Annotated in this window: 11 protein-coding genes; 6 read left to right on the top strand and 5 right to left on the bottom strand. The window is 59.8% G+C overall.

The window, feature by feature from the left end; genetic code table 11:
• Positions 1-168 precede the first annotated feature (168 nt).
• From NKJ08_RS30935 to NKJ08_RS30945, 3 genes are read right to left on the bottom strand one after another with little or no spacing between them, the layout of a single operon-like run.
• Entirely contained in the window at positions 169-1,458 is a 1,290-nt protein-coding gene (locus NKJ08_RS30935) for a threonine synthase (RefSeq protein ID WP_352780169.1), read from the bottom strand.
• Positions 1,455-2,648: a M24 family metallopeptidase gene (locus NKJ08_RS30940; protein WP_352784910.1), complete on the bottom strand. Its 1,194-nt coding sequence runs from the start codon at positions 2,646-2,648 to the stop codon at positions 1,455-1,457. Before NKJ08_RS30940 ends, NKJ08_RS30935 begins: the two co-directional genes overlap by 4 nt.
• Positions 2,638-3,411 carry an IclR family transcriptional regulator gene (locus tag NKJ08_RS30945; RefSeq protein ID WP_352529659.1) on the bottom strand — a complete coding sequence of 258 codons (774 nt, stop codon included), beginning with the start codon at positions 3,409-3,411 and terminating at the stop codon, positions 2,638-2,640. The genes NKJ08_RS30940 and NKJ08_RS30945 overlap by 11 nt, the downstream gene beginning before the upstream one ends.
• Positions 3,412-3,557: 146 nt before the next feature.
• Between NKJ08_RS30945 and NKJ08_RS30950 the strand changes: the two genes are divergently transcribed.
• Positions 3,558-3,836, top strand: coding sequence for a helix-turn-helix domain-containing protein (locus NKJ08_RS30950; protein ID WP_352529661.1), 279 nt, complete (start codon positions 3,558-3,560; stop codon positions 3,834-3,836).
• A 28-nt stretch (positions 3,837-3,864) separates the two neighbouring features.
• Here NKJ08_RS30950 and NKJ08_RS30955 read toward each other — a convergent pair whose 3' ends face one another.
• Positions 3,865-4,080: a helix-turn-helix domain-containing protein gene (locus NKJ08_RS30955; RefSeq protein WP_023679380.1), complete on the bottom strand. Its 216-nt coding sequence runs from the start codon at positions 4,078-4,080 to the stop codon at positions 3,865-3,867.
• 128 nt (positions 4,081-4,208) lie between these two features.
• On the opposite strand from NKJ08_RS30955, the gene NKJ08_RS30960 reads away from it, so the two are divergent.
• A complete protein-coding gene (locus NKJ08_RS30960; RefSeq protein WP_352780168.1) occupies positions 4,209-4,958 on the top strand; it encodes an autoinducer binding domain-containing protein in 750 nt (249 codons plus the stop codon).
• Between the two features lie 73 nt (positions 4,959-5,031).
• Positions 5,032-5,748 carry an acyl-homoserine-lactone synthase gene (locus NKJ08_RS30965; protein WP_352784912.1) on the top strand — a complete coding sequence of 239 codons (717 nt, stop codon included), beginning with the start codon at positions 5,032-5,034 and terminating at the stop codon, positions 5,746-5,748.
• A 67-nt stretch (positions 5,749-5,815) separates the two neighbouring features.
• Here NKJ08_RS30965 and NKJ08_RS30970 read toward each other — a convergent pair whose 3' ends face one another.
• On the bottom strand, positions 5,816-6,289 hold the full coding sequence (locus NKJ08_RS30970) for an Lrp/AsnC family transcriptional regulator (RefSeq protein ID WP_352784914.1): 474 nt from the start codon (positions 6,287-6,289) through the stop codon (positions 5,816-5,818).
• Between the two features lie 129 nt (positions 6,290-6,418).
• Here NKJ08_RS30970 and NKJ08_RS30975 point away from each other — a divergent pair, with 129 nt between their 5' ends.
• From NKJ08_RS30975 to NKJ08_RS39130, 3 genes are all read left to right on the top strand, one after another.
• Positions 6,419-8,809: a thiamine pyrophosphate-binding protein gene (locus NKJ08_RS30975; RefSeq protein WP_352784917.1), complete on the top strand. Its 2,391-nt coding sequence runs from the start codon at positions 6,419-6,421 to the stop codon at positions 8,807-8,809.
• A 320-nt stretch (positions 8,810-9,129) separates the two neighbouring features.
• Positions 9,130-9,585, top strand: a complete 456-nt coding sequence (locus NKJ08_RS30980) for a Ros/MucR family transcriptional regulator (protein WP_352529671.1) — start codon at positions 9,130-9,132, stop codon at positions 9,583-9,585.
• Positions 9,586-9,904: 319 nt separating this feature from the next.
• The gene (locus NKJ08_RS39130; RefSeq protein WP_502906365.1) at positions 9,905-10,585 is read left to right on the top strand and encodes a hypothetical protein; all 681 of its coding nucleotides are present in this window, start codon (positions 9,905-9,907) and stop codon (positions 10,583-10,585) included.
• Positions 10,586-10,736 lie beyond the last annotated feature (151 nt).

A 10,736-nucleotide genomic window follows, 5' to 3' on the forward strand; every position in this document is an offset into this window, starting at 1 on the left:
GAACATTCCCCTTACATCATGTTTGAATCGAGGTTCCGCTCGCTAAGCGGGTTGAATTTTTTTGCCTCTCCTGGATAGCTTTTAGGAAGTCGCAATACCGTCCAATGGTGGACGAGATCATCAATCGATCAGAAATCGCATCCGTTCATGATCGTCTCTATCTTCTCTTCAGGACATCTTGGTCGCGCGTCTTTCATGAGAGGGCGTGAAATAGTCACGGCCCTCGGCAAGGTATTCCCACGCTTCGGCAACTGACTGAAATGATGGTTGTGCTTTGTCCGGACCGGTCGAACGGTCCAAGTCCTTGAGGCCACTCGCTGTCACGATGGCGACGACGCTGTCCGACCGCGCGATGGTGCCTTCTCGTCTCAAGGATTCGATAGCTGCAAATGGCGTCACGGAGGCAAGCTCGGCAAAAACACCCTCGGTGGCCGCAAGCTGCTGCTGCATCGCTACCAGGCCGAAATTGCCGACCGGCATTGCCATGCCGCCAGATTCACGCAGGGCGTTGAGCGCCTGAAACGTGCTTCGTGTGGTGCCGATCGAGATGGCAAGCGTGTCGAAGCTTGCGGGAACTTCGGCAACCAGATCTCCCTTGCCGGCAAGCGCTCTGGCCAAAGATCCATGCACTTCCGCCGCCACGAGTCTCGGCAACCGATCGATCTTGCCTTGGCTAAGAAGATCCTTAAATCCAGCCCACAGCCCGGCAAGCGCGTCCCCATAGCAAACAGGCAAGGCGCACCAGTCCGGCACGGCACCGTGCATCTGGTCGACGATTTCGTAAGCCAGGGTCTTGTAGCCCTCGATCCCGACAGGATGACTGCCGACCACGGGGCTGTGAAACGGCGACGTTGCAAACCATCCGAGGCGCTCGGTACCAGCGGCAAGCAATGGCCAACGATGCGACTTGTCGGCCAGAGGCACGACCTTCGCGCCGTATTTGCGGATTTGTGCCAGCATGGCGCCGGCAGTGCCGGAGAATGTGACAACGACGCATTTCAAGCCCGCCCGTGCAGCGTAAGCGGCAAGTGAGGCCCCGGCGTTCCCGGACGAGGCCGTCGCCACGACATGTGCGCCGCTCAAACGTGCCATCGACACCGCTACGGTCGAGAAGCGGTCCTTGTGGGACCACGTAGGATTTCCGCCCTCATCCTTGATAAGAAGGTTGGGGACGCCGAGTTGCTTTCCCAGCGTCTCGGCACTTAACAGCGGCGTCAGCCCCTCGCCCAAAGAGATTGCATCGCTGAGCGCACAAGGAAGCATGTCGGCATAGCGCCAGAGCGAGGGCAGCGCGGCACCCGTTGCGGAAGAGGCCGATGTATCTCCTGATGGATCATAGACAACCTTAAGATTGGCGGGCGCCTCCGCACTACATTTCGGGCAGCCGCGTGAGTCGATCTTCATATCGATCCGGAACAAGGCGCCGCATCGAATGCAGGAAAGTCCAACCGCGCTCATGACGGCACCCGGGTGATTGGGCCTTGCGTCTCCGTCAGCCGCTCCACTCCGTCATGGCGAACAACCACCATGTCCTCCACTTGGAGTCCCCAGCGGCCGATTTCGTAGTAGGGCGTCTCCACGCACAGCACCATTCCTTCTTCAAGGACGTCTGTACTGCGCGGCGAGAGCGTTGGCGCGTCATAACCGTCAAGGCCGATGCCATGACCGACGTGATCGCGCTTGTAGTGAGCAATTCCTTCGCGCTGAACGACACCCACCACCGCCTCGAAGAGCTGTGCCGCTGCCATGCCCGGCCGGATAATGTCGCAGGCATGCTGAACTCCGCGCAGTAGCGCTTGCTGAAGCCGATGCGCCTGCGGCGGCGGATCGCCCAGCGTGGCGATGCGGGCAATGTCGGCGCGGTAGTGCCGAAACCGGCCCCCGACGTCGAAGCGGATGATTTCTCCAGCACGCAACTTGCGGTCAGAAGGCTGGACGTTCATGAGCGCGCTACGCTCGCCAAAGCCGATGCATCCCAATACGGGCAGGGCGCCTTCCTCAACCGTTTTGACATGAAAAGCGCGCGCCACGTCTGCTTCGGTAGCACCTTCTTGAGCAACCGCGAGCGCTGCTTCAATGGAGCGTTCGGCAATTTTGGCAACTTGGCCAAGCCGTTCGATTTCATCTGTCGTCTTTACTGCACGAACCTCGCGAAGCAACGCCGTGGCTGGTACCCACGACGCATTGGGAAAATGGGCTTTGAGAGCTTCGTGATATCCTGGCGCGAGTCCCGCCTCGTCAATGCCGATCCGCCCACGGGCGAGCTGGGCTTCGTCCAATGCGGCAACCAAAGCCGCGATTGCATCGCTATGTCTCGGCAGCGCCCGAAGCTGGAGGTCTTGTCTATTCGCGCGATCCGCGGCGGTCGTCGGACCGACATCGGCATAAAAGTCGCCATAGCGCCGCACCTTGCTTACCCAGAGTTCCTGATCAGCAACGAGGTCGAGGGTACTAGTGTTGGCGATGATTTCAGGCGTGCCTTTGTCAGGAGCCGGCCACACCACATAGGCCTGCGGACCACGACGGATCCATTGCGGCAGAGCCCAGAAGCCGCTCATATAGGTCACGTTTTCCGGCGCCGTCGCTATAACTGCATCAAGCCCGGCTGCCGTCATGCATCGTTTCAGGCGCGCTTCGTTAAGCAGCATGATGGGAATCCCGAGCCTGTTTTGCTTCCACAAAGCCGAGGCCGGCGGAAATGCGCGCCGCAGCCGCCATTACTGCCTCTCCAATCTCAGCGATCTCCACATGCGGTCCCACTGACCGGGGGTAGGCCACACTTATCGCGGCGATGATTGTGCCTGATGCATCGCGAAGCGGTGCGCCGACCGCAATCAGCCCGGTAAAGTTCTCGTCCAGGGATGTTGTGTAACCGATGGGCTCGGATGCTCTGATTTGAGCAACGAGCTTGTGCGGATCCGTGACGGTGCGTACGGCAACCTGCTCCAGTGGACCTCGTCCAAGAATCCCAATGACCGCCTCGCCGCTCAGCTCCATCAGGAGTGCCTTGCCCAACGCGGTGGAGTGCAAGGGGAAGGTCTCGCCAGGTGAAGAACGAATGACGACCGGACTCTTGCTTTGCACTGTCAGGAGATAAATTCCGCAGCTGCCCCGCCTGATACCGAGGAATGCGTTGAAGCAACCTTCGGCAGCCAGCGCCTGCAGTTCTATTTCAGCCAAACCAACCAGGCGGTCTCTACCCAAGACCTTCCGCGCGAGCGCCAGAACAGAGTGTCCAAGGCGGTAGCGCCGCGAGTCTGGCGACTGCTCGACATAGCCCTGCTCTGCCAGAGTGTTCAGAATTCGCTGCACGGCGGGAGCACTTTGCTCAAGCCTGCGCGCGAGTTCGCGCACCCCGACCGCCTCGTCCGCTTCCTTGAGGAGATTGAGAACCGCAAGGCCACGTTCCAATGAAAGATTTCCTGTCACCGGAGTTCCTTATTTCGGAATGGTGTTCCTTAATATGATCAGAAAAGCAGCAATGGCCGTGCCTGTCAACAACGAATGTGCACTATAGTGTGTCGTCCTAAAGTGTGCCCAGCGACGACCATGCCGTCATGGACCTACGGGTGGTTGTCGGCCTCAACGTACAGAGGATTCGGCGCGCACAGGCCCTCTCTCAAGAGGAACTGTCGTTCCGTTCAGGATTCACGCGCGCCTATCTGAGTGGTCTCGAGGCCGGCCGTCGCAATCCCACACTCCTGTCGCTCGCAAAGCTTGCCACCGCATTGAGCGTCGACATCGAGGAGCTGACGAAACGGCCCGGCAAAAACGCCCGAGCCCCAGCTGGAGATTGTACTGTGGCGCCGCGTGGGCGGCGCAAGGGAAAATCCTGATACTCTCGGCGGCCTGCTAGCCGGTGCATTATGGCGAGTTTCGACGGATGAGCTGCTCCACGTCAACTTGCAATGCCAACGCCAGTACCTCCAGCGTATCGACGGTCGGTGAGTTTTCCTCCCGCTCGAGCTTGCCGACATAGTTGCGATCAAGGCCGGCAAGGTCCGCGAGCTGCTCCTGCGACAGGCCGGTGCCCTGGCGAAGCAACCTCAGATTGCGAGCAAAAACTGACCTCAGCCTCATGCGGCGAGGCAGTCAGAACGCGCCCTTTAGTGCCACCTACTATAGTAGTCAAACGTCATGCCGCAGGTTGCGGTCGAACCTAAGTTATTTATTGTTTTCTTTGTCTCAGTACATTGAAAGGACGTACAATGGCGGCGGTTCACGGGAGCGTCTTACAGGATCAGCTAATACAAATCTTTGAAGCAACCGCGCAGATTGACCGTGCAACCAGCGCCGCCGAGATCATTCGGCAACTGCGCAAGAGCATCGAACGTCACGGCTACGCAGCCTGTCTCGTCACCGAATTGCCACGCCAGGACACCGGATCGCTGGATGGACACATCCTTGTCAACGGTTGGCCGCAGGAATGGTACGACCGCTACATGGCTGCCGGACACTATCGCCATGATCCTTGCGTTGCTTTGTGCCGAGGTGGGATCGGGCCGTTTCTTTGGAGGGATGCCCATCACGGCTTGACGAACAGCAATGCCAGGAAGGTGATGGGTGAGGCGAGAGAGTTTGGGCTTTGCGACGGGATCTGCATCCCAATCCAGGATGCGTTTGGCGATCCCGCCTGTGTAACGGTTGCTGGAAGCGAAATTGATTTGGCGCCGGCGGTGCGCTGCACCATCCATGCCCTTGCGCGCCATGCCTACTCAGCTGCCGAACGACTCGTTGGCAGCTCGCGCAGGCGGCCGAGACAAAAGCTTTCCCAACGAGAACGTGAAATCCTGCAGTGGGTCGCGGGAGGAAAGACCGCGTGGGAGGTTTCGCGAATACTTGGCATCTCGGAAAACACCGTGACTACCCACCTGCGCAACATCAAGCAGAAGCTCAGCAGCGCCAACGTCGTGCACGCGATCGTCGAGGCTTTCCGCAGGCACGAAATCGAGTTTTGATCCATCCTCAGATCTGGGTATTTCACGGGCAATCGTCGCGTGGTCGGATGGGGTTCCATCGCGAGGAACCGCAATGATTCAGGTCCATGTCGTCGACGCGTCAAACAGCTTTGCCTATCAAGAGGAGCTCGACAGTTATTTTCGCCTGCGACATGAAATCTATGTCGATGAACGTGGGTGGCACGAACTGAGGCGCCCCGACCGGCGCGAGATCGACTCGTTTGACACTTCGGACGCGGTTCATTTGCTCGGCATCCAGCCAGGGAGAGGTGTCGTTGCCGGATCGCGTTTGGTGCCGAGCCTCCGCCCACATCTGATGAGCGAAATCTTTCCGCAACTCGCCGATGATGGCGTTCCGCGGCGACCGAATGTCTTTGAATGGACCAGGTTCTTCGTGGCGCGTGATCTTCGTGAGCCGGGCCGACCTTGCCACGCAGCCGGCGTGATCTACTGCGGAATTTTGGAATTCTGCATTCAGCGACATATCAGCAATCTGACAATCGTGTGTGAGGACTACTGGTTCGACCACCTCGCATCGATTGGCTGGAGTCCAAAGCAGCTTGGGCCTTCGCTCAAACGCGATGATATGACAATGATTGGCCTGATGGTTGATGTCGGCCCCTCAGCCTTGATGGCGACGCGACAATTCTACCGGATAACGGAGCCAGTGCTTTGGACCGAAAGTGCAATCAAGCAGCTGGCTTCACCTGACACCATCCGCGGGGGCGCAGCCATCTCTATCGGCCAAAACTTTGATCAAGGTTCCACAGCGCCACTCGCGACCGGCTGAAATCATGCTCTCCCAGAACGTGCGGCGACCATGGAATTGTAGTGAATGACCTGCGCACGCGCAAACGTCATGGTTCGACCGGCAGCCGGTTCGATCGCTTGATCTGCGCAAGCGCGAAGCTGGATTCGATGGAGGCTACGCCGTCCAGCCGGGTCAGCTTTTCCTTCAGGAAGCGCTCATAGGCGTGCAGGTCGCGCACTACCACACGCAGCAGATAGTCGCGCTGGCCAGTCATCAGATAGCAATCAACCACCTCCGGCCAGCGCGCGATTGCCGCGTTGAACCGCTTCAGCTCGTTCTCGCGCTGGCGCTCCAGCTTGATTGAGGCAAACACCGAGATCGGCAAATCGACCATGTCCTGATCGATCAGGGCGGCATAGCCGGTGATCACGCCCATATCCTCCATCAGGCGGACCCGGCGGGCGCAGGGCGAGGCCGAAAGGCCGACTTGCTCGGCAAGCTGCTGCGCCGTCATCCTGCCGTCGACTTGCAGCGCGGCGATGATCTTTCGGTCGATATCGTCCAGTCGGCTTTTTGGCACGAAACGTCACTCCTGTCGTCGATGTTGGCGAAAGCAGCTAATGTAGCTGCCAAGTTCATGCAAGTTTAGCGACAATCAGCTTTTGGTCAGCTCTATGATTGCGGCGATCGAAATCGGGAGTCTTGCGGCATGGACAAACAAGAGCTGGAGGCACTTTCGACGCTGGAGAAAAAGGTGCTCTGGCTGTCGGCATGGATGATCCACAACGCCAATCATCTGCGCGAAAGCACCGACGGCCTAAAGGTCGGCGGGCACCAGGCATCCTCGGCCTCGCTGGTGACGATCATGACCGCGCTCTATTTCTCGGTGCTGAGGCCACACGACCGCGTTGCGGTGAAGCCGCATGCCTCGCCGGTATTCCACGCCATCCAGTATCTCCTTGGGAACCAGACGAGGGAGAAGCTCGAACAGTTTCGCGCCCTCGGTGGCGCGCAAAGCTATCCGTCGCGGACCAAGGACGTCGACGACGTCGATTTCTCGACCGGCTCCGTAGGGCTCGGCGTCGCGCAGACGCTGTTTGCCTCGCTTGTGCAGGATTATCTCAGCGCCCGCGACGAAAGCATGCCCGAGGGCCGCATGGTGGCGCTGATCGGCGACGCCGAGATGGACGAAGGCAACATCTTCGAGGCGCTTTTGGAAGGGTGGAAACACGGCCTGCGCAACTGCTGGTGGATCGTCGACTACAACCGACAGAGCCTCGATGCCGTGGTTCGCGAAGGCCTTTGGGAACGCTTCGAAAACATTTTCCGGAATTTCGGCTGGGACGTCGTGATCCTGAAATACGGCTCGCTGCTCGAAGCCTCCTTCACCGAACCGGGCGGCGAGGCGCTAAAGGCCTGGATCGACGCCTGCCCGAACCAGCTCTATTCGGCGCTGACCTATCAGGGCGCCTCCGCTTGGCGCAAGCGCCTGATCGCCGACATCGGTGACAAGCCGGGCCTGCAATCGCTTCTCGACCGGCGCTCCGATGCCGAGCTCGCCGCGCTGATGACCAATCTCGGCGGCCACGACCTACCATGCCTGATCGAGAGCTTCGAGACGGCACGCGGCAACGATCGGCCGACGTGCTTCATCGCATACACGATCAAGGGCTTCGGCCTGCCGCTCGCCGGCCATAAGGACAACCACGCCGGCCTGATGACCAAGGATCAGATGGCGGCCCTTCGCGCCTCGATGTCGGTCGGCGACGGGCGGGAGTGGAACGCCTTCGAGGGATTGGCTGTTGGCGATTTGGAGCTGCAACGATTCCTCGATGCCGTTCCGTTCGCGGCAAAGGGCCAGCGGCGCCGGCACGCCCAGCGCATCGTGATCCCTGATCGTCTCGTCGCGGAGGCCAAAGGCAGCGTCTCCACCCAGGTCGGCTTCGGCAGAATTCTGGACGAGATTGCGCGGGCCGGCGGGCCGCTTGCCGATGCCATCGTCACGACATCGCCCGATGTCACGGTTTCGACCAATCTCGGCCCCTGGGTCAACCGGCGCGGCCTGTTCGCGCGTCAGTCACTCGCGGACACTTTCCGCAGCGAACGCATCGCCTCGGCGCAGAAATGGGAATTCGGCACCTCCGGCCAGCACATCGAACTGGGCATCGCCGAGAACAATCTGTTCATCCTGCTGTCGGCGCTCGGGCTGTCGCATTCGATCTTCGGCAAACGGCTGCTGCCGATCGGCACGCTCTACGATCCGTTCATCCAGCGCGGCCTCGATGCGCTCAACTATGCCTGCTACCAGGATGCGCGCTTCCTCCTTGTCGCCACGCCGTCCGGGGTCACACTGGCACCGGAAGGCGGCGCGCATCAGTCGATCGCCACCCAGCTGATCGGCATGGCGCAGGACGGACTTGCCGCCTACGAGCCGGCCTTCGTCGACGAGTTGAGCGTCATCATGCGCTTTGCGCTGGATTATATGCAGCGCGACGGCGACGCCGTGCAGTCGGAGCGCACCTGGCTGCGCGACGAGACCGGCGGCTCGGTCTATCTGCGACTCTCGACGCGCCCGGTCGAGCAAATCATTCGTCCCATGACGCCACAGCTCGAGCAGGACATTGTCGATGGCGGCTATTGGCTGCGGCGTCCGGGTCCGAATGCCGAAGTGATCGTTGCCTACACCGGCACCGTCGCGCCGGAAGCCATCGAGGCGGTCGGCATGATGGCCGAGGACCGTCGCGACGTCGGTCTTCTGGCCGTGACTTCGGCCGACCGATTGAACGCAGGCTGGACAGCGGCAAGTCGCGCGCGCGAACGCGGCCTCGTCCATGCAAGGAGCCATATTGAAAGGCTGTTTGCCGATCTCCCAGCGCATTGCGCGATCGTCTCCGTCACCGACGGTCATCCGGCGGCGCTCGGCTGGCTGGGCTCGGTGTACGGCCACCGCACGCGCAGTCTCGGTGTCGAGCACTTTGGCCAGTCGGGGACGATCGGTGACCTTTACCGCCACTTCGGCATCGACGCCAATTCCATCGCCACAGCCGCCGACCGCATTGCTGATGGCCGCCCCATCCGCTACCTACACGCGCTGGATTGATGCTGTGAGTCGCCGTCCGGGATCGTCGGCGTAGCCAGCCCATCCCGTCCGCGGCGAAGCGAGGGTAACTCGCCATCTTGAAAGTCTACGCGGAGTCTGAACTGCGCCCACTCTCGAAGCGCACGGCAATGCCCGTGCGTGATGTACTTGGGGTCGACCGTTGAGAGCGGGCCGACCGATCTCCTTTTTTTGCTTAGCCAGGCGTCAGTACACCGTAGCCGGCGCTTGGAGTAATCCGGCGTCAAATAATCCTTGTTTGCAATTGCGCAAGCCGAATTTTCCAAATAGGAACGCCGGAGGTCAACAAGGGAATGATTTTGATGGACGAAGCAATTGGGCAAAGAAATGCTGATCTGCTAGCGATGACAGCAGATATCGTCGCCGCCTATGTCCAAAGCAACGCAACGCCCGTGGCGGATCTGCCGAATTTGATCGCGAGCGTTAATTCTGCGTTGTCTGGCCTGGCCAAGCTGGTCGCTGCGCCATCGCCAATACTTACGCCCGCGGTAAATCCTAAGAAGTCGATCTTTCCCGAATACATTATAAGCCTTGAGAACGGGCGCAAGTTCAAGTCGATGAAGCGCCACCTGGGCTTGCTTGGCATGACACCTGATGAGTACAGAGCCAAGTGGGGTTTGGCGTGGGACTATCCTATGGTAGCGCCCAGCTATGCGGCTCAGCGGTCTGCGCTTGCCAAAGCTGCCGGTCTCGGCCGCAAGGCGGTTGCCAAAACGCCGCCAAAGAAAGCACCAGCAAAGCGCAAGGCCAAAGCCTGACAGTGCACGACGTCCGGGCCATGCCATCAGGTCTGGATGGCTAGATGGCCTGGCTGGGAATGAGTTGCCTGGCTTCGCGGTTCAGTAAGCGCCGCTCTCGCCACAACACAAGCTTCAGCACGGCTTGCGTCTTCACGTCCTCGCATCCTGGCGGGGGCAGGAGAGGTCGATCAATGTGCGATCGACAAGTCGAGCGGATATATCGTCGCCCTCGACAGACAATCAAATCATATCGATAAAATCGCACCACATCGATACATCACGCTCTGCTCGAAGCCACAAAGCAACTGAATCCAGCAGCGCTCCGTGCTTCAAGGGCATGGGCATACGGGTGCTGGGTAAGCTAAATTTCTTCCCCGAGCAATATCCTGGCCTCCTTGGCAGCAGCGATGAACGCCTGGCGCGCTATCCTTGGTGGTTTTTCTCCACGGATTACGGCAAGGCATGCTTCGATTGCGGCGAGCCGCGACTTGCCCTCCGGCCTCGGCCAATCCCTCAGCAGAACTTCGGCCGCGTCGGATACCGACGTAACAACTCTGTCGCGATCGATCCGGCCGGGTTGAACGACGACGGGCTTTCTGAAACGTCTCGTACGCACGACAGCCTCCAAGAACAAAACATCTTAGCTTCTGCTGATCCTTTGCGCCACATCAAACGTCCGCAAGTAACAGAAGGCATCCGCTTAGCCCAGAAGCTGCCGCCGCGATGGACGCTGGCCAGTGCTTCAGCATGTCGGGCTTGGCCCGACTTTCGAAGAGCGCATCGCCAAGAGCGGCTTTACCCAATAAATGGTCCACAAATACCCAGAAGGGGTCAAAGGTGGCCTTTGGCCGAGGTCGGTTCTGAATCGAAGCCGGCTTACACCTATCACGAAGTGAACGGCAGTTTTTGCGCTTCAATGTCGGCCGCAGAGGCGGTCTTGCCTCCGCCCGAAGCAGACATTGCAGCTGACCATGCTGAAGGTCGCGCTCGCGCCACCAGCCGACCTCAGCACCTCTAGGCGCGAACGTCTGGTGTAATGCCCGAAGCGCGCGTTCGTAGGGCATCTCGCTGTTACATCGCGGTGACAAAAGCACCGTCACGGTGGCGTCAACCGGTTACACAGGGCAAGAAATATCTCCGGCCTTCTGGGGAGTGGCGTGTCAGCGTCC

The organism is Mesorhizobium sp. M0244, from assembly GCF_040321795.1.
Taxonomy (GTDB): Bacteria; Pseudomonadota; Alphaproteobacteria; order Rhizobiales; family Rhizobiaceae; genus Mesorhizobium.

Bases quoted from the DNA above. Each gene is read 5' to 3' on its own strand.
- NKJ08_RS30935 (WP_352780169.1), bottom strand. From the start codon at position 1,458: ATGAGCGCGGTTGGACTTTCCTGCATTCGATGCGGCGCCTTGTTCCGG.
- NKJ08_RS30940 (WP_352784910.1), bottom strand. From the start codon at position 2,648: ATGCTGCTTAACGAAGCGCGCCTGAAACGATGCATGACGGCAGCCGGG.
- NKJ08_RS30950 (WP_352529661.1), top strand. From the start codon at position 3,558: ATGGACCTACGGGTGGTTGTCGGCCTCAACGTACAGAGGATTCGGCGC.
- NKJ08_RS30955 (WP_023679380.1), bottom strand. From the start codon at position 4,080: ATGAGGCTGAGGTCAGTTTTTGCTCGCAATCTGAGGTTGCTTCGCCAG.
- NKJ08_RS30960 (WP_352780168.1), top strand. From the start codon at position 4,209: ATGGCGGCGGTTCACGGGAGCGTCTTACAGGATCAGCTAATACAAATC.
- NKJ08_RS30965 (WP_352784912.1), top strand. From the start codon at position 5,032: ATGATTCAGGTCCATGTCGTCGACGCGTCAAACAGCTTTGCCTATCAA.
- NKJ08_RS30975 (WP_352784917.1), top strand. From the start codon at position 6,419: ATGGACAAACAAGAGCTGGAGGCACTTTCGACGCTGGAGAAAAAGGTG.
- NKJ08_RS30980 (WP_352529671.1), top strand. From the start codon at position 9,130: ATGGACGAAGCAATTGGGCAAAGAAATGCTGATCTGCTAGCGATGACA.
- NKJ08_RS39130 (WP_502906365.1), top strand. From the start codon at position 9,905: ATGGGCATACGGGTGCTGGGTAAGCTAAATTTCTTCCCCGAGCAATAT.